This window comes from Amycolatopsis magusensis (assembly GCF_017875555.1).
Taxonomy (GTDB): Bacteria; Actinomycetota; Actinomycetes; order Mycobacteriales; family Pseudonocardiaceae; genus Amycolatopsis; species Amycolatopsis magusensis.
In genome coordinates this window covers 3,278,158-3,301,831 of record NZ_JAGGMS010000001.1, presented here as the reverse complement: position 1 = coordinate 3,301,831, position 23,674 = coordinate 3,278,158, and the positions used below count along the sequence as shown (strand labels likewise).

The window sequence follows — 23,674 nt, the reverse complement described above, 5'->3', positions numbered from 1 at the left end:
CTCACATGCCGAACTTGGACCGCACGTCGGCGACGATGAGGTCGTGGTCGATGCTCAGCGCGACCATGGCGCCCAGTGCGGCGCTGGTGACCGCGTGGATCCACGGTGACGGCCAGTTCGGCAGGCGGGCGGCCTCACCGGCGGCGTAGATCCGGTCGACCGAGGTGTGCCCGTGCTCGTCGATCCGCACCGAGCCGTCGTCCATCAGTTCGCAGCCCAGCGCTTCGGCGAGTTCGCCGTGCGCGTCGAGCGGCGTCTTCAGGAACATCGCGTCACGGGCGACGGTCTCGCTCGCGATCCGCACGCCGGTGAGCCGCCCGTCGGCGCCGGTGACCTGCTCCACCGGCTCCGTCCGCACCTCCACCTCGCACACCTTCAGCGCGGCCGCCGCTTCCTCGTCGAAGTCCGGCGTGCCGTTGGTGAACAGCACCACGTCCGGGCTGTACCGGGTCAGCTGCACGGCCAGGTGCGCGGCCGAGGTTTCCGCGCCCAGCACGGCCAACTTCTGCCCGCGCACCTCGAACCCGTGGCAGTACGGGCAGCCGTAGACGCCCTGGCCCCACAGCTCGGCCACGCCGTCGACCTCGGGCAGCCGGTCGCGGCGGCCCACGGTCAGCAGCACGCTGTGTGCCTGCTCGGTGGTCTCGTCGGCGAGTTCCACCAACGCGCCCGCCTCACCGGCCGAGATCGAGGAGACCGCCACATCGCGAATGGTCACCGATTCGTACTTGGCCAGGTCCTCCCTGGCGATCCGGCGGAACTCGGCCGGGTCGATCCCGTCCCGGCTGAGGAAGCCGTTCATCGCGTGCGCCCGGGCGTTGCGCGGCTCACCGGAGTCCACCACCAGCACCTTCCGCAGCGCGCGGCCCAGGATCAACGCCGCGTTCAGGCCGGACGGCCCGGCCCCTACCACGATCACGTCGTACATTCTTCTCCTCTAATTCCGGGACTAGTCCGGGATCCGGGTGCCGAGTTCGCGGGCGATGCGCTGCACGCCGGGGGAACTCAGCACGGTCTGGTGGTTGCCGGGCACGCCGATGATTTCGAGACTGCCCTTGACGGTGTTCTCCCAGCCGTACGCGGGCTGGGTGATCGGGGTGTCCGCGGCGCGGAAGAGCACCACGTCCCCGTGGTACCTGGCGGCACGGTGGGAAACCAGCGCCACGATGTGTCGCTTGTGGACTTCCCGCATGCGCAGCAGCCGGGTCGCGTCGAGCCCGGCGGGCAGCGCGTTGACCGCCGCCGCCTGTTCCATCGCCGCGCGGATGGCCTCGTCGGGGGTGAGTGCGCGCAGGTGCTCAAGGTCCAGCGGCACACCGGCGAAGAACTCGGCGATCACGTCGACGTCGTCCACGTCGCCGTCGACCAGCTCGGGTGCCACCGAGTCGATCATCGCGACCAGCTCGACGCGCTCGCCCTCGTCTTCCAGCCGGGCGGCCATTTCCAGCGCCACCACCCCGCCGAGTGACCAGCCCGCCAGGTGGTACGGGCCGTGCGGCCGGACCGCGCGCACCTCGGCGAGGTAGCGCTCGGCCATCACGCCGATGCTGCCGTCGGCCTCCTGCCCTTCTTCGAGCCCGAGCGGTGCCAGCCCGTAGAACGGCCGGTCGCGGCCGAGCCGCCGGGCCAGTTCGCCGTAGCAGAGCACGCTGCCACCCGCCGGGTGCACGCAGAACACCGGCGTGCCCTCGCCCGCGGTGATTTCGACCAGTGGCCGCCAGGCCGCGCCGCCCCCGCGGACCAGCCCGGCCTCCTGCTCGACCGTGCGGGCGGCGAGCTGGTCGGCCAGCGTGATCTTCACGTCGAAGGCCCGCTGCACCTCGGTCGCCAGCCGGATGGCCACCAGCGAATCGCCGCCCAGCTCGAAGAAGTCGTCCAGCACGCCGACGCGTTCGACGTCGAGCACCTTCTCCCAGGTCCGGGCCAGCCGCAGCTCGACCGCGTCCCTCGGGGCCACATAAGGCTTTTCGGACAGGTGGGCGCCGCGCGTGGCCCGGAGCGCCTTGCGGTCGACCTTGCCGGAGGTGGTCATCGGCAGGGCGTCGAGCACGGTCAGCACGGACGGCACCATGTGCGCCGGCAGCTTCTGCGCGAGCTTCTCCAGCAGCCTGCCGCGCAGGTCGGCGCCGAGTTCCTGGCGCACCGGCATGTTCGCGGGCTCCAGCAGGTCTTCCGCGGCGGCCGGTGGGCGGAAGTCGGCCCGCGGCTGCCCGGCCCGGCGCAGGAGCACGTCGAACGCGCCGTCGGGATAGCCTGCGGCCCAGCTGATCTCGACCTCGTACCCGCACGAACGCCCGAGCGCGCGCAGTTTCTCCGGATCGACGGCATCCCCGTCGGTCCCGGCGAGTGCCTCGCTGATCGTCGCGTCCCCGGAAGCACCGAGCAGGCGCTGCCAGCGGTCGTGGTGCCGCCGGACTCGCGCGTTCGGCACGCGGGCGAGCGCGATCAGCTCCCTGGCCCCACCGCGAACCATGGTGGCCACCGCGTCCCAGGTCAGCTCGCCGCGCTCCCAGTCGAGCCAGCGCGCGTCCACCTGGACGTGCGGGGTGGCCGCCTTCTCCAGCACCACGTCGTACCGGAACCGGCTCAGCTCGTTGTCGTACGAGCCCTCCTTCGGGCTGATCTCGATCCGCCCCAGCTCCGGCACCTTCTCGCGCAGGCGGGTGAAGAAGCCGGGATCGACGAGCAACTCGTTCTCCACCCGCGCCAGGTGCCGGACCCGCTGCACCACGTCCGCCGCGAGCACGTCACCCGGCGCCTGCGCCACCTGCACCGAGGCGTGCAGGGTCTCCAGGAGCCGCAGGTTCCGCACGTCACCGATGAACATCGCACCGCCGGGGACCAGTGCCTCCATCGCGCCGCGGATGACCTCGACCAGGTAGGCCACGTCGGGGAAGTACTGGGTGACCGAGTTGAGCACCACCACGTCCACGCTGTCCGGCCGGATCCCGGCGAAGTCGACCGCTTCGCGCTTCTCCAGCACCACGTGTTCGTCGCCGTGCTCGGCGAGCCTGCCGCGCACGTAGTCGATCGCCGTCGCCGACATGTCGGTGCCGTGGTAGGCGCTGACCTTCGGCGCGATCCGGGTGAGCAGGATGCCGGTGCCGCAGCCGATCTCCAGTACGCGTTTCGGTTGCAGGCCGAGGATCCGGTCGACCGTGCGGTCGCGCCATTCGAGCATTTCGCCGGTCGGGATCGGCTGCCCGGTGTAGCTGGACAGCCAGCCGGCGGTGTTGAAGTCGGCGTCGACCTCGATCACCGGCTCGGTGTAGATCTGCTCGTACAGCGACTGCCACTGGTCGACGTGCCGCCGCAGCCAGGGCGCCGAGGACAGCGACTGGTCGGTGACCGCGGTGAAGTCCGGCTCCACGAACGCCGCGAGCACGTCCTGGTCGGCCACCACGACCGCGTGCTTGACCATCTCGTCGGCCTGCAGCACGGCCTCGATCTCGCCGGGTTCCACGCGCTGGCCACGGATCTTGACCTGGTCGTCGTTGCGGCCGAGGAACTCGATCTCGCCGTCGGCACGCCAGCGCGCCAGGTCGCCGGTGCGGTAGAGCCTGCCGCCGTCGGAGAATGGATCCTTGACGAACTTCTCGCGCGTCAGCTTCGGCCGGCCGAGATACCCCCTGGCCAGCCCGATGCCGCCGAGGTAGAGCTCACCGGGCACGCCGATCGGGGTCTGCTGCCCGGCGTGGTCGAGGATGCGGCAGGTGGTGTTCGCGATGGGGCGGCCGATCGGCACGACCGGATCACCGGCGTGCTCCGGCAGGCACTGCCAGTACGTCACGTCGATCGACGCCTCGGTGGGACCGAAGAGGTTGTGCAGTTCGGCTCCCGAGGTACCGAACAACTCGAAGAACCGGTCACGCAGGTCCGCCGTCAGCGCTTCACCACTGCAGAACACCCGCTTCACCGAAGGCAGGTCGGAAACCCTCTCGGCGGCAAGGAAGTATCGCAGCATCGACGGTACGAAGTGGAGGGTGGTGACGCCTTCGTCCCGGATCAGTTCGGTCAGGTAGGCGGGATCGCGGTGGCCGTCCGGCTTCGCCAGCACCATGCGCGCCCCGGTCATCAGCGGCCAGAAGAACTCCCACACCGACACGTCGAAGGTGTACGGGGTCTTCTGCAGCACCACGTCCGCCGCGCCGATCGGGTACTCGGCCTGCATCCAGCGCAGCCGGTTCCACACCCCGCGGTGTTCGAGCATCACGCCCTTGGGCCGGCCGGTGGACCCGGAGGTGTAGATGACGTACGCCAGGTCGGCGGGCTTGCCGACACCCGGATCGGTCTCCGGACCGTCGAGCTCGGCGACATCCAGTGCCAGCACGGGACCGGGCAGCCGGTCACGCAGGTCGTCCTGGGTGAGCACCAGTTTCGCGCCGGTGTCGCGGACCAGGAACTCCAGGCGCTCAGCCGGGTATTCCGGGTCGAGCGGCACGTACGCACCGCCCGCCTTGAGCACGCCGAGCAGCGCCACCACGAGTTCGACCGAACGCCGCATCGCGACGCCGACCACCTTGTCCGCGCGCACGCCCTGGCCGATGAGGTGGTGCGCGAGCTGGTTCGCCCGGCGGTCCAGCTCGGCGTAGGTGAGCTCGGATTGTCCACATCGGACCGCGATGGCGTCCGGCGTCGCCGCGGCCTGCCGGGCGATCACCTGGTGCAGGCACTCGGGTTCGCCGTAGTCGACCCCGGTGTCGGCCCACCGCTCGAACAGCTCCGCCTCGGGCGCGGTGAGCAGGCCGATCTCCCCGACCGCCCGGGTTTCGTCGCCAGCGAGTTCCTCGAGCAGGCCGCGCAGGTGCCCGAGCAGCCGTTCGGCGGCCCCGGCGTCGATCCGGGTCTGGTCGAACCAGACCTTCAGCGTGGTCTCCGGGCCCGGGATGATCACCACGGTCAGCGGGTAGTTCGTCTGCTCCATGCTGTGCAGGTCGGCCACGCGCAGGCGGCTGACGCGTTCGAGCACGGAGAAGTCGGCCGGGTAGTTCTCGAACACCAGGATGCTCTCGAACAGCGGGACCCCGGCCGGGACCTCGCTCCACTCCTGCACCTTGGTCAGCGGGCTGAACTCGAACTGGCGCTGGTCGATCTGCGCCTGCTGCAGTTCGCTGAGCCAGGTGCCGAGCCGTTCCCCGGCCGGGCACGTGACCCGGGCGGGCAGGGTGTTGATGAACAGCCCGGCGATGTGCTCGGCCCCGGCCAGGTCGACCGGGCGGCCCGAGGAGGTCACGCCGAACACCACGTCCTCGGTGCCGGAGTACCGCGAAAGCAGCAGCGACCAGGCGGCCTGGAACAGGGTGTTCACCGTCAACCGGCGGCGGCGAGCCACTTCTTCCAGCTTCGAGCCCAGTGCCGCGGGCAGCACGATCTCGCGGCGGTCGTAGTCCTCGTCCCGGCGTTCACCTTCGGACGGCCGGTCCACCCCCAGCGCCGTCGGCTCGGAGACCCCGGCCAGCAGTTCGCGCCAGTACCGTTCCGCGGCTTCGAGATCCTGCTTCTGCAGCCATTCGATGTAGTCGTGGTACTGGCGGACGGGCGGCAGTTCGGGGGTCCGGCCGTCGCACAACGGCACGTAGATCTCGAACAGCTCACGCAGCACGCCCGCCGAACTCCAGCCGTCCAGCAGCAGGTGGTGGAAGTTCCAGACCACCTGCCACGCCTCGTCTTCCAGCCGGAACAACCCGACGCGCAGCAGTGGCGCACGGTTCAGCTCGAACCCGTCCTCGCGCTGCTTGGCCAGCAGCGCGGACAACCGCTCGGCCTGCTTCGACGCATCCAGGTCACGCCAGTCCTCTTCGGACCACGGCAGCTCGATCGAGTCGAACACCACCATCAGCGGCCGGTCGAGGCCCTCCCATTCGACCGCAGAGCGCAACGCCTCGTGCCGGTCGACCAGCCGCTGCCAGGATTCCCGGAAGGCAGCCGGATCCAGCTCGCCTTCGAGCCGGACGCTGAACTGTTCGAAGTAGACCCCCGAACCGGGCGCGGACAGGGTGTGGAACAGCAGGCCCTGCTGCATGGTGGTGGCCGGGTACAGATCGCCGACCAGGCCGTGCGTAGCGGTGATCCTCGCCAGCTCACCCGCGCCGATGCGGGCCAGCGGGAAGTCTCCGGGCAGGTAGGCGCGGGCTGCGGACTCGCCGGCCGTGACGGTCAGCGCGTCCAGGTGACCGCGGATCTCGGCGAGCAGGATGTCTACTGTGGACTGCTCGTAGCAGGCGCCGGGGTAGGTGAGTTCGAGGGTCAGTGCGCCCTCGTGGACCGCGGCGTTGATCTCGACCGGGTGGTGCCGGGTGTTCGAGGGTGCGTGCGCTCCCGCCGAATCATCCAGCGCCAGGGTGAATTCACCGCCGCTCACACCGTCGAGCTGGCCGAGGAAGTTGAACAACACCGCCGGATTGCCGGGCAGGCGATCACGCAGCAGGCCGTAGCCGAGACCGTTGTTCGGCGCCTCCCGCAGGGCGTGCTTGACCGCGCGCACCGCGTCGACCTCCTGGGCCGCGCCGACCGGCAGGTGCACCGGCCGCATCACGGTGAACCAGCCGACCGTCCGCGAAAGGTCGATGTCGTCGAACAGTTGCTCGCGGCCGTGGCCTTCGACGTCGACGGTGATGCCGGCGTCACCGGTCCAGTCGGTGAGGCCCTGTGCGCAGGCGGTCAGCACCAGCTCGTCCACCCGCGCCTTCATCCGGCGCGCGGTCTCGGCGAGCCGTGCTGTCGCCTCGGCAGGCAGCGAGATCCGCCTGGTCACGGCGGTTTCCTGGGTGTCGGGACCTTCGTAGTCGATCGGGAGCGGGGTGATCGTGTCCACCACGCCGCGCCAGTAGTTCTCCTCGGCGGACACGTCGTAGGAGGCGAGCCGCTCGGTCCACTGCGCGAAGGCGGTGGTCTTCGGCGGGAACTCGCCCTGCTGTGTTGTCTGCTCGGGGGACGACCCCCGGACCCCCGAACTGCCGAGGTAGGCCCGCTCGAAGTCCTCGACAATGAACCGCCAGCTCACCGCGTCCACCACCAGGTGGTGACAGGCAAGCACGAGCGTGGTGCCGTCGACCGCCGCCTTCAGCAGCGGGCCGTGTTCGATGTCGAGACCGGTGTGGGCCGCCCGGACCGGGTCGTCGCTGACCACCACCGGTACGTCGATCTCGTCGATGCCGACCTGACAAGCGGCTCCCCCGGTGAACCGCGAGCGAAGCACGTCATGCTGCACGAGCACCCGCTCCAGCGCGGACCGCACGCGTTCCGGGTCGAACTCGGTGCGCGAGCGCAGGGTGACGCCCTGGTTCCACTGGTCGCGCACCGGCAGGTCCAGGTCGAAGAACCAGCGCTGGATCGGCCCCAGCTCGACCGGCCCGGTCACCGGTTCCTGCGGCGCCAGCACGGCGGGCCCGTGCCCGGCCACCTCGACCAGCCGGGCCACGGTCTGCTCACGGAAGACCTGCGCCGGAGTCAGATGGATACCGGCCTGCGCGGCCCGCGACACCATCTGGATCGACAGGATCGAATCGCCGCCGAGGGCGAAGAAGTTGTCCAGCACGCCGACGCGTTCCACGCCGAGCACCTCGGCCCAGATCGCGGCGAGCTCCTGCTCCAAAGAGGATCGTGCGGGGATGAACTCCTCACCGCCCTGCCAGACCGGCTCAGGCAACGCGCCACGGTCCAGCTTTCCGTTGGAGGACAACGGAAGCCGGTCCAGCATCGTGACACCGGCCGGGACCATGTACTCGGGCAGCCGCTGCCGCACCCAGTCACGCACCTCGTCCGCGTCGACCGCGGGCACCACGTACGCGGCGAGCTGCTGCTGTCCCTCGACCTCGTGCACGGTGACCGCCGCCTCGCGCACGGCCGGGTGGGTCAGGATGACCGACTCGATCTCCCCCGGCTCGACGCGCTGACCGCGGATCTTGACCTGGTCGTCGTTGCGCCCAAGGAACTCGATCACCCCGTCGGCACGCCGGCGTGCGAGGTCACCGGTCCGGTAGAGCCTGCCCTCGGCGAACGGGTCGTCGATGAACTTTTCGGCGGTCAGTTCGGGACGGCCGAGATAGCCCCGCGCGACCGCGACACCGCCCAGGCAGAGTTCACCCGGCACGCCGACCGGGACCTGCTGCCCGGCCTGGTCGAGGATGCGGCAGTGGACGTTCGCGATCGGCCGCCCGATCGGCACCACCGGGTCACCGGCGTGCTCCGGCAGGCACTGCCAGTACGTCACCTCGATGGACGCTTCGGTGGGCCCGAACAGGTTGTGCAGTTCGGCGTCGAACAGCTCGAAGAAGCGGTCGCGCAGTTCCGCGGTCAGCGCCTCGCCGCTGCAGAACACCCGCTCGACCGACGGCAGCTCGGAAACCCCGTCGGCGACCAGGAAGTACCGCAGCATCGACGGCACGAAGTGCAGCACGGTGATGGCCTCGTCGCGGACCAGGCGGACCAGATAGTCCGGGTCCTTGTGCCCCTCGGGCCGCGCGAGCACCAGCTTCGCGCCGACCATCAGCGGCCAGAAGAACTCCCACACCGACACATCGAAGGTGTACGGCGTCTTCTGCAGCACCACCGCCGAGGCGTCCAGGTCGTAGTGGTGCTGCCCCCAGCGCAGCCGGTTCCACACACCCGCGTGCTCGACCATCACGCCCTTGGGGTTGCCGGTGGACCCCGAGGTGTACATGACGTACGCGAGGTCGGTCGCGGTGCTGCGCGGGCCGGGCGCGACTTCGGGGTGCGACCCGTACCACTCGCGGTCCATGACGAGCACGGGCACGGCGTCCGGCAGCCCGGCACGCAGGTGTTCCTGGGTCAGCACGAGGGCCGCGCCGGTGTCGCGGAGCATGAACTCCAGCCGGTCCACCGGGTGGTCGGGGTCCAGCGGCAGGTACGCGCCGCCGGCCTTGAGCACGCCGAGCATCGCGACCACCAGCTCGGTCGACCGGTGCAGGCACAGTCCCACCACGCGGTCCACGGTCACGCCCTGGCCGATCAGGTGGTGCGCGAGCTGGTTCGACTGCCGGTCGAGTTCGGCGTAGGTCAGCTCCTCGCCTTCACACCGGACGGCGATGGCGTCCGGCGTCTTCGCGGCCTGGCGCACCACGAGGTCGTGCAGGCATTCCGGGGCGCCGAAGTCCACCCCGGTGTCCGCCCACTGGTCGAGCTGCCGCCGTTCGGGCTCGGTGAGCAGGCCGATCCCCGCGACCGGGCGTTCGGGGTCGCCGATCAGCTCCTCGATCAGCGTGCGAAGGTGCCCGAGCAGGCGTTCGGCGACGTCTGCGTCGATCCGGGTCTCGTCGAACCACACTTTGAGCTTGGTCTGCGCGCCGAGTTCGATGAGCAGGGTCAGCGGGTAGTTGGTCTGCTCGATGCCGAACAGCTCGGTCACCCGGAGATCGCGTACCTCGTCGAGCACGGAGAAGTCGGTCGGGTAGTTCTCGAACACGAGGATGCTCTCGAAGAGCGTGCCGCCCGAGGGCACCTCGCTCCAGTCCTGCACCTTGGCCAGCGGGCTGAATTCGAACTGCCGCCGCTCGGTCTCCTCGCGCTGGAACTCCGGCAGCCAGTCGGCGATCGTGCGCTCGCGCGGGATCTTCACGCGGGCGGGCAGAGTGTTGATGAACATGCCCGCGATCTCTTCAACGCCGGGCAGCTCCACCGGGCGCCCCGACGAGGTCACGCCGAACACCACGTCGTCACTGCCGGAGTACCGCGACAGCAGCAACGACCACGCGGCCTGGAAGATCGTGTTCACCGTGAGCCTGCGCTGCCGCGCGACCTCGTCCAGCCGGGTGCTCAGCGAAGCCGGGAGCACCAGTTCGCGCCGGTCGTAGTCGTCGTCACCGCGGAAGCCGTCGGCCGGACGGTCGACCCCGAGCACGGTCGGCTCCGTGACCCCGGCGAGCAGATCGCGCCAGAACCGTTCCGCGGCACCGAGATCCTGCTGCTGCAACCAGCCGATGTAGTCGCGGTACTGCCTCACGTTCGGCAGCCGCGGTTCGTCGCCCGCGCAGAGCGCCACGTAGATCAGGAACAGCTCCCGCAGCACGGCCGCGGAACTCCAGCCGTCGAGCAGGAGGTGGTGGTAGTTCCAGACCACCTGCCAGGCGTCGTCGGCCAGCCGGTACAGGCCGACCCGCAGCAGCGGCGCGCGCCCGAGGTCGAAACCCTCGACCCGTTCCGCCGCCAGGGTTTCCGACAACCGGGTGGCCTGCTCGGCCTGGTCCAGTCCGCGCCAGTCCTCTTCGGACCACGGCAGCTCGATCCGGTCGAACACCACCAGCACCGGGGTGTCCAGGCCTTCCCACTGCACCGCCGAGCGGAGCACGTCGTGCCGGTGCACCAGCCGTTCCCAGGCACCGCGGAAGGCCTCGGCGTTCAGCGAACCCTCCAGGCGCACACTGAACTGTTCGAAGTAGACCCCGGAATCCGGCGCCGACAGGGTGTGGAACAGCAGGCCCTGCTGGACCGGGGAAAGCGGGTAGATGTCCTTGATGGTCCTAGGCACCGGCGTTTCCTTCCATCTTGGCCATGAGGTCTTCGAGTGCCTGCTGGCTGAGCCCGGCGAGCGGGAAGTCACTGGTGTGCGCGGCCGCGGCGTCCGCGTGCTCGTGACCGGCCAGCGCGTCCAGCCGCCGCCGGATGCCGTCGAGCAGTTCGCCCGCGGTGGCGTCGCTGTGCCGTTCGGTCGAGTAGGTCAGGTCGAGCACCAGTTCGGTCTCGTGGATGCCCGCGTTGATCTCGAGCGTGTGGTGGCGGGTGTTCTCCGGCGCCTGCGCGGCCCCGGCCCACGCCGGGTTGTCCAGCAGCAGCCGGAACGCCGAGTCGCCGGTCGACTGCTGGTCGACCTGCCCGAGGTAGTTGAACAGCACCGGCGCGTCCGGCAGGCCGAGTTCCTCCCGCAGGAGCCCGAAACCGAGGCCGTTGTCCGGTGCCGCCCGCAACGCCTGCTTGACCACGCGGACGGCGTCGGCCGCCTCCGCTTCGCCCACCGGCAGGTGGACCGGGCGGATCACGGTGAACCAGCCCGCGGTCCGGGACAGGTCGATGTCGTCGAACAACGGCTCGCGGCCGTGGCCCTCGACGTCGATGGTGATGTCGGCGCGGCCGCTCCATTCCGCCAGCCCTTGGGCGCAGGCGGTGAGCACGAGTTCGTCGGTGCGGGCCTTGACCCGGCGCGCGCTGTCCACCAGCCCGGCGGTGACCTCCGCGGGCAGCACCAGGCGGCGCGTGACCGCGCTGGCCTGCACATCCTGCCCCGCGCGGTCCACCGGCAGCGGGGTGATCGTGCTCGCCACCTCGCGCCAGTAGTCGGCCTGATCGCTGACGTCGTACTCGCGCAGGCGTGATGTCCACTCCGCGAACGAGGTGGTCTTGGGCGGGAACTCACCTTGGTCGGTGTAGGCCCGCTCGAAGTCCTCGACGAGGAACCGCCAGCTCACCGCGTCGATCACCAGGTGGTGGCAAGCGAGCACGAGCCGCTGGGCGTCGTCGAGGTCGACCACCACGGCCCGCAGCAGTGGCCCGTTTTCGATGTCCAGCCCGGAGTGCGCGGCCTTGACCGCCTCGGCCATCACTACGTCGGGGTCGCGTCCGCTGCCGTCGACGAGTTCGACCGGCACCTCGTCGGCTTCGAGCTGTTCCTGGACCCACTCGACCCCTTCGCGGGCGAACCGCGACCGCAGCACGTCGTGGTGCGCGAGAACCCGGCCGAGCGCCTGCCCGACCAGCTCGGGGTCCAGTTCGATGCGGGAATCCAGCACCACGCCCTGGTTCCAGTGGTCCTGGTTCTCCAGTTCCAGGCCGAAGAACCAGCGCTGCACCGGCCCGAGTTCGACCGGTCCGACCACCGGGCCCTGTTCGGCGACCACCACCGGACCCTCACCGGCTACCTCGACCAGCCGCGCCACGGTCTGCTCGCGGAACACCTGCGCCGGCGTCAAGTGGATACCGGCCTGCGCGGCCCTCGACACCATTTGGATCGACAGGATCGAGTCACCGCCGAGCGCGAAGAAGTTGTCCAGCACGCCGATCTCGTCCAAGCCGAGCACTTCGGCCCAGATCGCGGCGAGCACGCGTTCCTGGTCGGAGCGCGCTTCGACGAACTCGTCGGCCGCCTGCCAGACCGGTTCGGGCAGCGCCGAGCGGTCCACCTTGCCGTTGGCCGACAGCGGCAATCGGTCGAGCACGGTGATCCCGGCCGGGACCATGTACTCCGGCAGCCGCTGGCGCACCCACTCGCGCACTTCGGCGAGGTCGACCTCGTCGGCGACCACATAAGACGCCAGCCGCCCGCCGTGCACCACGGTGACCGACTCGGCCACCTCCGGGTGCGCGGACAGCACCGAGTCGATCTCGCCCAGTTCGACGCGGAAGCCGCGGATCTTGACCTGGTGGTCGACCCGGCCAAGGAACTCGATCACGCCGTCCGCCCGCCAGCGGCCCAGGTCGCCGGTGCGGTAAAGCAGGGCACGCGGGTCGTCGGAGAACGGGTCAGGCAGGAAGCTCGCGTTCGTGCGCTCTTCGTCTCGCCAGTAACCCCGGGCGACCCCGATTCCGCCGATGCACAGCTCACCGGCCACACCGACCGGACACACCTGCTGGGCTTCGTTCAGGATGTAAAAGCGCTGGTTGGACAGGGGGCGGCCGTAGGGAATGCTCGTCCAGCTCGGGTCCACGTGCGTGATCGGGTACGAGATCGACCAGATGGAGGCCTCGGTCGCGCCACCACCGCTGTAGATCATCATGTCCGGGTTGATCGCCCAGACCTTGTCCGGCAGGGACACCGGGATCCAGTCGCCGGAGAGGAGCCCGACCCGCAGTGAGGCCAGGGTGGCGGTGTTCGCCTCCGGCGCCTCGACCAGCAGTTGCAGCAACATCGGCACCGAATCCCAGACGGTCACCTCGTGCCGGTCGACCAGCTGAACCCAGTGCGACGGGTCCTTGACCCCGTCCGGTGCGGGCAGCACCAGAGCCGCCCCGACGGCCAGTGGGCCGAAGATGTCGTACACCGACAGGTCGAAGCTCAGCGACGCCAGCCCGAGTACGCGGTCTTCCGGGGTCACGTCGAACCGCTGGTTGATGTCGACCACGGTGTTCAGGACGCCGATGTGGTCGATCATCACGCCCTTGGGCACCCCGGTCGACCCGGACGTGAAGATCACGTACGCCAGGTCGGTCGGAGCCTGCACCACCTCCGGCATGTCCGCGGAGAACTCCGACAGTTCCTCCACGTCCAGGTTCAGCCGGGTCACACCCGAGGGGACCTCGATCTCGGAGGCGGTCAGTACCTTCGTGACACCGCCGAGTTCGATCAGTTCGGCCAGTCGCGCCTGCGGCAGGCCCGGGTCGAGCGGCAGGTAGGCAGCGCCCGAGGCGACCACCCCGAGCACCGCGGCGACCTGATCGGCGCACTTCGGCAGGCAGATGCCGACCAGCTCGTTCGGGCGTGCCCCCTGCTCCCGCAACCACCAGCCGATCCGCGACGACCGTGCCAGCAACTCGCGATACGTCAGCTCGCCGTCATGCGCGATGACCGCCGTCGCCTCCGGGAAGCGCGCTCCCGCAGACCACACGCCTTCGTGCACACACCCGGCGGCGGCGTCACCGAAGTCGACTTCGGTGTCGTTCCACTCGTGGACCAGCTGGTGCCGCTCGGCCTCGGTCAGCAGCGGCACCTCGCCGACCGCCCGATCCGGCGCCGCGACCACGCCGTCCAGCAGCACGCGGAAGTGCTCCAGGAACCGGTCGACCGTGCTTTCGTCGAACAGATCGGTGTTGTAGTCCACCGAAACCAGGAACCCGTCCTCGGCTTCGGCGACCATCCAGGTCAGGTCGAACATCGACCAGTTGCGCTGAACCGTCGCGGGCTCGACCACCAGCGAGTGCAGCTCGATGGCCTCGCCTTCGCCCACCTGCAGGCGGTTTCCGGCGCCCACGGCCAGCGGCGCCAGCCCCTCGTTGTCGAAGGCCTGCGCCCGCTGCATCACGAACATCGTCTGGTAGAGTGGCGAATACGACGAGTCGCGTTCCGGCGCGAGCCGTTCCACCATCTCGGCCATCGGGAAGTCCTCGTGCTCGAACGCACCCAGGACCACCTCCTGCACCTGACGCAACGTGTCCTCAAAGGACATCTCGGCGGTGAAGTCGGTGACCATCGGCAACGGGTTGATGAAGTAGCCGACCACGTTGTCGATCTCCGGCTGCCCGCGTCCCGCGGTCGGTGACCCGACCACGATCCGGTTCTGCCCGGTCTCGCGGTGCAGGAACAACTGGTACGCGGAGAGCAGCACCACGAACGGCGTCACCCCGAGCCGGGCGCCGAGTTCCTTCAACCCCTCGGAAATCTCGGCTCCGACGGTGAAGACCCGGTTGGCGCCACGGAATGACTGGACCGCCGGGCGTGGGCGATCCGCGGGCAGGGCCAGCACCGGTAGGTCGCCGTCCAGCCGCTCGCGCCAGTACTCCCACAGGCGCTCACCGTCCGCCCCGGCCAGGAGTTCGCGCTGCCAGTCCACGAAGTCGGCGTACTCGACCGCCGGCGGTGGCATGGTGGCCTCGCCCCGGTATTCGAGCGCCAGTTCCTCCAGCAGCACCACGCACGACCAGAGGTCGACCACGATGTGGTGCGCGCAGATCAGCAGCACCGACTCGCCGTCGGGCCGCTCGAACACCCGGAGGCGGACGGGGGCACCACCGTCGAGCACGAACGGCCGGTCGGCCTCGTCCGCCACCATGCCGTCGAATTCGGCCACCTCACGGGCGTCCACCACGTCGAAGTCGGCGGCAGCGTTCGGATCGACTCGGTAGTACGGGCCCTGATCGTCCTCTCCGAACACCGCACCGAGCAGGCTGTGCCGGGAAACGACCGACTGCCAGGCGGTTCGCAGCAGTTCGACGTCCAATGGGGACAGCACGCGCATCGCGGTGGCGACGTGGTAAGCACCCGACTCGTCGGCGAATCGATAAATGGACCAGAGCGCTTCTTGTCCACGCGAGAGCCGGGAGGCCTCACCGGGCGCACGTTCGCGCCGCCGGATCGCCGAATGCTCACCGCCGACCGTCGCCGCCAGGCGCGCCACGGTCTGCTCGCGGAACACCTGCGCCGGGGTCACGTGGATCCCGGCTTGGGCCGCGCGCGACACCATCTGGATGGACAGGATCGAATCGCCGCCGAGCGTGAAGAAGTTGTCGTGGATGCCGACGCGCTCGACACCCAGCACCTCGGCCCACACCGCGGCCAGCGCCTTTTCGGTGGCCGAGCGCGCTTCGACGAATTTGCCGTCGGACTGCCACACCGGCTCGGGCAGCGCCGAGCGGTCGACCTTGCCGTTGGAGGACAACGGCAGCCGGTCGAGCACGGTCACGCCGGACGGCACCATGTACTCGGGCAGGCGCTCACGCACCCACTCCTGCAAGGCGAACACGTCGGCCGATTCGGCGACCACATAGGACGCCAGCCGACCGCCGTGCACCACGGTCACCGACTCGTCCACCGCCGGATGGGCGGACAGCACCGAGTCGATCTCGCCCAGTTCGACACGAAAACCACGAATCTTCACCTGGTGGTCGACGCGACCGAGGAACTCGATCACGCCATCCGCACGCCAACGCCCCAGGTCACCAGTGCGGTACAGCAAGGCACGCGGGTCATCCGAGAACGGGTCGGGCAGGAAGCTCGCGTTCGTCCGTTCCTCGTCACCCCAATAACCCCGGGCCACACCGATGCCGCCGATGCACAGCTCACCGGCCACACCGACCGGACACACCTGCTGCGACTCGTTGAGGATGTAGAAGCGCTGGTTGGACAGCGGACGACCGTAGGGAATGCTCGTCCAGCTCGGGTCCACGTGCGTGATCGGGTACGAGATCGACCAGATGGACGCTTCCGTCGCGCCACCACCGCTGTAAATCCGCATCTCCGGGTTCAGCGCCCACACCTTGTCCGGCAGCGACACCGGGATCCAGTCGCCGGAAAGCAAGCCCACCCGCAGCGAACGGATCTTGTCGCTGGTGGCCTCCGGCGCCTCCACCAGCAGTTGCAGCAACATCGGCACCGAATCCCAGACGGTCACCTGGTGCCGATCGATCAACTCCACCCAGTGCGACGGATCCTTCACCCCGTCCGGCGCGGGCAACACCAACGCCGCACCAACTGCCAACGGGCCGAAGATGTCGTACACCGACAAGTCGAAACTCAACGACGCCAAGCCGAGCACACGATCTTCCGGGGTCACCTCGAACCGCTGATTGATGTCGACCACCGTGTTCAGCACCCCGAGGTGATCGATCATCACGCCCTTGGGAACTCCGGTCGAACCCGACGTGAAGATCACATACGCCAGATCCGTCGGCGCTTGCACCACCGGCGGCATCTTCGCCGAGAACTCCGCCAAGTCGGCAATGTCCAGGTCGAGTCGGGTCACGCCCGTGGGCACCTCGACACCGGAGGCGGTCAGGACCTTCGACACGCCACCGAGTTCCATCAATTCCGCCAGCCGAGCCTGCGGCAACCCTGGGTCCAGCGGCAGGTAAGCCGCGCCCGACGCCACCACGCCCAGCACGGCCGCGACCTGATCGGCGCACTTCGGCAGGCACACGCCCACCAGCTCATTCGGCTGCGCGCCCTGCTCCCGCAACCACCAGCCGATCCGCGACGACCGTGCCAGCAGCTCCCCGTACGTCAACTGCCCGTCATGTGCGATGACCGCCGTCGCCTCCGGGAAGCGCGCTCCGGCCGACCACACGCCCTCGTGCACACACCCGGCCGCCGCAGAACCGAAGTCCACGTCGGTGTCGTTCCACTCGCGGACCACCTGGTCCCGCTCGGCCGCGCTGAGCAGCGGCACCTCGCCGACCGCCCGATCCGGCGCCGCGACCAGGCCGTCCAGCAGCACTGCGAAGTGGCCGAGCAGGCGGTCCACGGTGTCCGCGGTGAGCCGGTCCGGGTCGTGGCGGGTGCGCAGGGTCAGCCGGTCCAGCGGCTCCACCACCAGCGCGAGCAGATAGTTCGTCTGTTCGTAGGACTGGTGGTCCGAGACCCGCAGTGCTTCGTCGACCTGGAAGACCGACTCGTCGAGCAGGTAGTTCTCCACCACGAAGATGTGGTCGAACAGCGGCGTGCCCCCGGCCACGTCGCTCCACTCGTGCACCTTGGTCAGCGGCGTGTTCTCGTGCCGCCGGCGCTCGGTCTCGACCCGCTGCAGGTCACGCAGCCAGTCGGCGACCCGCTGTTCGGCGGGCACCCCGACCCGCGTCGGGAGCGTGTTGATGAACAGGCCGATCATGCGCTCCACTTCGGACACTTCGGCCGGGCGCCCGGCGGAGGTGACCCCGAAGACCAGGTCCCGCTGGCCGGAGTACCGCGACAGCAGCAGCGACCAGGCACCCATCAGCACGGTGTTCAGCGTGAGCCCGTGCGCACGCGCGAACTCGCGGACGCGGTCCGACAGGTCCTCCGGCAGCTCCACTGTGGACTCGGCTGCTTCGGGACGGCGTGCGGTCGAAGCGATGACCTGCTCGATGCCCAGCCGGGTCGGCTCGATGAACCCGGCCAGGTGGGTCCGCCAGTACTCCTCGGCCGCACCGAGATCCTGCGCTTCCAGCCAGGCCACGTAGTCGCGATAGGACGGTGCGGTCACCGCAGGTGGCTCGTCACCGGCCACCAGCGCGCGGTAGACGGCGAAGAAGTCCTCCAGCACCAGCGCCGCGCTCCACCCGTCGAGCACCACGTGGTGGTGCGACCAGACGAGTTCCCAGGTCTCGGCGTCGGTGCGGACCAACCGCAGGCGCATGACCGGCGCCTCGGACAGCGTGAACCCGGCCGTGCGGTCCTCGCGCAGCAGGTCGCCGAGGTCGTCGCGCTCCTCGATCACGATCGGCGCGGCGACCCTGGCGTGCACCACCTGGTACGGCGTGTCGAGGTCCTCCCAGGCGAGGGCGGTGCGCAACGCCGGATGCCGCTGCACGGTCCGCTCCCACGCCTCGCACAACGTGGACACCCGCAGTTCGCCGGAAAGCCGCAGGCGGATCTGTTCGATGTAGACACCCGAGTCGGGCGCGGACAGCGTGTGGAACAGCAGACCCTGCTGCATCGGCGTCGCCGGGTACAGGTCGTCGATCGGCCCGTGGTCCGCGGTGATCCGCTCCAGCTCGGCCTCGGTGACCTGCGTGAGCGGGAAGTCCTCCGGGATGGCGGCGGGCCGGGTCGCCTCGGTCAGCGTCGCCAGGTGCCGCCGCACGCCTTCGAGCAGGGCGTCGATGGTGGCCGCGTCGTGCCGTCCGGCGGAATAAGTGAAGTCGATCAGCAGCTGCTCTTGGTGCAGTCCGGCGTTGATCTCGAAGGTGTGGTGACGGCGGTTCTCCGGCGCGTACCCGGCGTCGTTGGCCGCCGGGTCGTAGCGCAGGGTGAACGCCTCGCCCGCCTGGTCGATCTGACCCAGGTAGTTGAACAACACCGGCACCGGGGGCGCCACCGGCAGCAGGTCGGTGGTGAAGCGCAGCACGCCGTAGCCGATGCCCTGGTCGGGCGCCGATCGCAGCGACCGCTTCACCGCCCGCAGCGCACCGATCTCGTCGGCACCCCCGACCGGCAGGTGGACCGGGCGGATCGCGGTGAACCAGCCCGCGGTCCGGGACAGGTCGACGTCGTCGAACAGCGCTTCGCGGCCGTGGGCCTCGACATCGACGGTCACGCCTTCGCGGCCCGTCCAGTCGGTGAGCGCGCGGGCCCAGGCGGTCAGCACGAGTTCGTCCGGCCGTGCCTTGAGCCGCCTGCCCGCGTCCAGCACGGACGCGGCGGACAGCAGCACGCGTCGCGTGACCGCGCTGCCGTGCACGTCGTCGCCGGTGCGGTCGGCGGGCAGCGGACTGACCGTGCTCAGCACTTGGCGCCAGTATTCGACCTGGTCGGTCGCGTCGTAGCCGGCCAGCCGCGAGGTCCACTCCCGGAACGAGGTGGTCTTGGCGGCCGGCTCGCCGAGGCCGAGATAGGCGCGCTCGAAGTCCTCCACGACGAACCGCCAGCTCACCGCGTCGATCACCAGGTGGTGGCAGGCCAGCGTCAGCGTGTTCCCGTTGATCGCGGCCTGCAGCAGCGGCCCGTTCTCCAGACCCAGCCCGAGGTTCGGGTCACCTTCGACCACCTTGACGGCGGCCTCGGCCAGCTGTTCTTGCTGCCACTGACCGTTTTCGCAGGTGAAGCGGGAGCGCAACACGTCGTGCCGGTCGAGCACGGTCTCCAGCGCCTGTGCCACGCGTTCGGCGTCCAGTTCGACGCTGGATTCGAGCATCACCGTCTGGTTCCAGTGGTCGCGGTCGGCCAGGTCGAGGCCGAAGAACCAGCGCTGCACCGGCCCGAGTTCGACCGGCCCGACCACCGGGCCCTGTTCGGCGACCACCACCGGACCCGCACCGGCCACCTCGACCAGCCGGGCCACCGTCTGCTCACGGAACACCTGCGCCGGAGTCAGGTGGATGCCGTGCTGGGCAGCCCGCGACACCATCTGGATCGACAGGATCGAATCACCGCCGAGCGAGAAGAAGTTGTCGCGCACGCCGACGCGTTCGACGCCCAGCACGTCGGCCCAGATCGCCGCTAGCACTCGCTCCTGCTCGGACCGGGCCTCGACGAACTCGTCGGCCGCCTGCCACACCGGCTCAGGCAACGCCGAGCGGTCCACCTTGCCGTTCGACGACAACGGCAACCGGTCCAGCAGCGTGACCCCGGCCGGGACCATGTACTCGGGCAGGCGCGAGTGCACCCAGTCCCGCAGTTCGGCCGGGTCCGCCGTACCGACCACATAGGACGCCAGCCGCCCGCCGTGGACCACGGTCACCGACTCGTCGACGGCCGGATGGGCGGACAACACCGAGTCGATCTCGCCCAGCTCGACGCGGAACCCACGGATCTTCACCTGGTGGTCGACGCGGCCGAGGAACTCGATCACGCCATCCGCCCGCCAGCGTCCGAGATCGCCCGTGCGATAGAGCAGAGCACGCGGGTCGTCGGAGAACGGATCCGGCAGGAAGCTCGCGTTCGTGCGCTCTTCGTCTCGCCAGTAACCGCGGGCGACCCCGATGCCGCCGATGCACAACTCCCCCGCCACGCCGACCGGGCAGGGCTCCTGCGCGCTGTTGAGGATGTAGAAGCGCTGGTTGGACAGCGGACGACCGTAGGGAATGCTGGTCCAACTCGGGTCCACGTGGGTGATCGGGTACGAGATCGACCAGATGGAGGCTTCGGTTGCGCCACCACCGCTGAAGAGCCGCATCTGCGGGTTGAGCGCCCACACCTTGTCGGGCAGCGAGACCGGGATCCAGTCACCGGAAAGCAGCCCGATCCGCAGGGAAGCAAGCGTTTGCGCACTGGCTTCCGGGGCTTCGACCAGGAGCTGCAACAGCATGGGCACCGAGTCCCAGACGGTCACCTGGTGCCGATCGATCAACTCCACCCAGTGCGACGGATCCTTCACCCCGTCCGGCGCGGGCAACACCAACGCCGCACCCACCGCCAGCGGACCGAAGATGTCGTACACCGACAAGTCGAAACTCAACGACGCCAGCCCGAGCACACGGTCTTCCGGAACGACATCGAAACGCTGATTGATGTCGACCACCGTGTTCAGCACCCCGAGGTGATCGATCATCACGCCCTTGGGGACCCCGGTCGAACCCGACGTGAAGATCACATACGCCAAATCCGTCGGCTCCTGCACCACCGGTGGCATCTCCGCCGAGAACTCCGACAGATCCGCGATGTCCAGGTCCAGCCGCGTCACGCCGGACGGCAGTTCGAGGCCCGAGCGAGTGAGGACGTGCGTCACCTCGCCCAGGTCGATCAGCTCAGCGAGCCGGGCCTGCGGCAGTCCCGGGTCCAGCGGCAGGTAAGCCGCACCCGACGCCACCACACCCAGCACGGCCGCGACCTGGTCGGTGCACTTTTCCAGGCAGATGCCCACGAGCTGATTGGGTCGCGCGCCCTGTTCCCGCAGCCACCAGCCGATCCGCGACGACCGCGCCAGCAGCTCCCGGTAGGTCAGCTGGCCGTCGTGTGCGATGACCGCGGTCGCGTCGGGGAAGCACGCCCCGGCGGCCCACACGCCCTCGTGCACCCGCCCGGCCGCGGCGGCACCGAAGTCCACCGCGGTGTCGTTCCACTGCCGCACCATCAGGTCGCGTTCCGCCGGCGCGAGCAGCGGCACACGGTCCACACCACGCTCCGGCGCCGCGGCCACCCCGTCCAGCAGCACGCGGAAGTGCTCCAGGAACCGGTCGACCGTGCTCTCGTCGAACAGGTCCGTGTTGTAGTCGACCGAGACCAGGAACCCGTCCTCCGACTCGGCGACCATCCAGGTCAGGTCGAACATCGACCAGTGGCGCGGCACCGTCACCGGCTCGACCACCAGCGAGTGCAGCTCGATCGCTTCGCTTTCGCCGACCTGCAGGCGGCTGCCCGCGCCCACGGCCAGCGGCGCGAGGCCCTCCTGGTCGAACGCCTGCGACCGCTGCATCACGAACATCGTCTGGTACAGCGGCGAATACGAGGAATCGCGTTCCGGCGCGAGCCGCTCCACCATCTCCGCCATCGGGAAGTCCTCGTGCTCGAACGCGCCGAGCACCACGTCCCTGACCTGCGCCAGGACGTCCTCAAAGGACATACCGGCGGCGAAGTCGGCGATCAGCGGTACGGGGTTCACGAAGTACCCGACGGTCCGCTCCAGCTCACTCCGGCCGCGCCCGGAGATCGGCGAGCCGACCACCACCCGCTCCTGCCCGGTCTCCCGGTGGAGCAGCAACTGGTAGGCCGACAGCAGCACCACGAACGGCGTCACTCCACAACGGACACCAAGCTCCTTGAGCCGTTCGGTCAGCTCGCGGCCGACCCCGAACACCCGGCTGGCACCGCGGAACGACTGCACCGGCGGACGCGGGCGGTCACCGGGCAGCGCGAGCACCGGAAGATCGCCGGAGAGCCGGTCACGCCAGTAGTCCCACAGCCGGTCGCCCTCGGGGCTCGCCAGCAGTTCCCGTTGCCAGTCCACGAAGTCGGCGTACTCGACCGCCGGACGCACCGCTTCGGCCGCACCGCCGTACTCCAGCGCCAGTTCCTCCAGCAGCACCACGCAGGACCACATGTCGACAACGATGTGGTGCGCGCAGATCAGCAGGACCGACTCGCCGTCCTCGCGCTGGTAGACGCGCAGCCGCACCGGCACGCTGTCTTCGAGCACGAACGGGCGGTCGGCTTCGTCGGCGAGCACGCGTTCGAAGTCTTCCTGTTCCCGGGCGTCGACGCACTGGAAGTCGATGGCATAGCCGGGCCGGTAGAACGGGCCGCGGTCGTCCTCGCCGAAGGTCGCGCCCAGCAGTCCGTGCCGGGAAACCACCGCTCGCCAGGCTTCCTCGAGCGCGTCAGTGTCCAAAGGCGACAGGATGCGCAGCGCGGTGGCCACGTGGTACGCGCCGGACTCGGCGGCGAACCGGTGGATGGACCACAGCGCTTCCTGACCGCGGGAGAGGCGGGAAACCTCGTCGGCTCCGCGATCCCGGCGTGAAATGCGGTTCGCCAGTCCGCCGGCGAACCGCAGCGCGACGTCGTCGGCGAGCGTCTCCACACTTCGTCCGTCGAAGAGCAACGTCACCGGGATATCGATCTCCCAGTGCCGCTGGAGCAGCGCTTTCAGCTCCATTCCCATGAACGAGTCGATGCCGTACGACCGCAGTTCCCGGCCGGTGTCGAGTTCGTCGAGGTCGATTCGCATGACCTGGGCGAGCCAGCGGTGCAAAGCCGCGCGAATCGCGTGCTGCCGATCGTCTTCGGCCATTTCCCGGATCTCGGCACCGGTCGGCGGTGCCAATCGCGGCGGGCGCAGTTCACCCGCGCTGAAGGTCCGCATGCGCACACCGGTCAGTTCGGCGACCACATAACCCTCGGCGTCCAGCAAGCCGATGTGGAAGAGCGCCATCCCGGGCAGGTCCTCACCGGCATCGGTGCGCACCACGTGGGTCCACGCGACCGTGGCACCCTCCCGGTGGATCTCGAACCGGTCGATCCCGCCGAGGTACCAGCCACCGTTTTCCCGAGGACTGAGAAGTGCGAACGCGGGTTGCAGCGCCGCTTCCAGCATGACAGGGTGTAAGCGGTAAAGCTCGGATTCGGCTTCGGAAACCGCGGAACGCACGGCACCCAGCATTTCCTGGGAGCCACGCCAGGCCGTTTCCACGCAGCCGAGCGCGGGCCCGCAGGAAATGCCGAGATCCGCGAGATCGGCGTAGAACTCGGCACGCGAAACGGGCTGCACACAGCGGCGGCGGATGTCGGTCAGCGAAATCGGGTCGGCGGTTTTCTCCGCACTGCTGCCGGGCGCGAACAAAGCCTGCACGTGCACGGTCCGCGCCCAGTCGGCGCGGTGGATGCGCACCCCGTACGCGCCGGTCGAGTTCTGGTAGAGGTCGGCCACCAGGCCGACCGTGGAGTTCTCGTCGTGGTCGGTGTGCACCACCGGCTCGGGCAGGCGCACCTCGACCATCGCTTCGCCCTGCTCGGCAATCGCCGCGGTGGCCCCGGCGATCTCGAGCACCACCGCCGACGGCACGACCGGAACGCCCGCCAGCCGGAGTTCCCGCAGGTAGGGCACGGACTCGGCGTCCAGCTCGGTTTCGATCCGGTCAAGGGAGCGCATCAGGTCCCAACCCC

The 23,674-nt window shown here is 69.4% G+C and carries 3 protein-coding genes; all 3 read right to left on the bottom strand.

Features of this window, described 5'->3' with window-relative positions; genetic code table 11:
• Position 1: 1 nt before the first annotated feature.
• The 3 genes from JOM49_RS14435 to JOM49_RS14425 are packed head-to-tail and all read right to left on the bottom strand — an operon-like array spanning position 2 to position 23,660.
• Entirely contained in the window at positions 2-928 is a 927-nt protein-coding gene (locus JOM49_RS14435) for an NAD(P)/FAD-dependent oxidoreductase (protein WP_209664792.1), read from the bottom strand.
• A 21-nt stretch (positions 929-949) separates the two neighbouring features.
• Positions 950-10,486: a non-ribosomal peptide synthetase gene (locus JOM49_RS14430; RefSeq protein WP_209664791.1), complete on the bottom strand. Its 9,537-nt coding sequence runs from the start codon at positions 10,484-10,486 to the stop codon at positions 950-952.
• Positions 10,479-23,660, bottom strand: a complete 13,182-nt coding sequence (locus JOM49_RS14425; RefSeq protein WP_209664790.1) for a non-ribosomal peptide synthetase — start codon at positions 23,658-23,660, stop codon at positions 10,479-10,481. The genes JOM49_RS14430 and JOM49_RS14425 overlap by 8 nt, the downstream gene beginning before the upstream one ends.
• Between the last annotated feature and the right edge of the window lie 14 nt (positions 23,661-23,674).

Bases quoted from the DNA above. Each gene is read 5' to 3' on its own strand.
- JOM49_RS14435 (WP_209664792.1), bottom strand. From the start codon at position 928: ATGTACGACGTGATCGTGGTAGGGGCCGGGCCGTCCGGCCTGAACGCG.
- JOM49_RS14425 (WP_209664790.1), bottom strand. From the start codon at position 23,660: ATGCGCTCCCTTGACCGGATCGAAACCGAGCTGGACGCCGAGTCCGTG.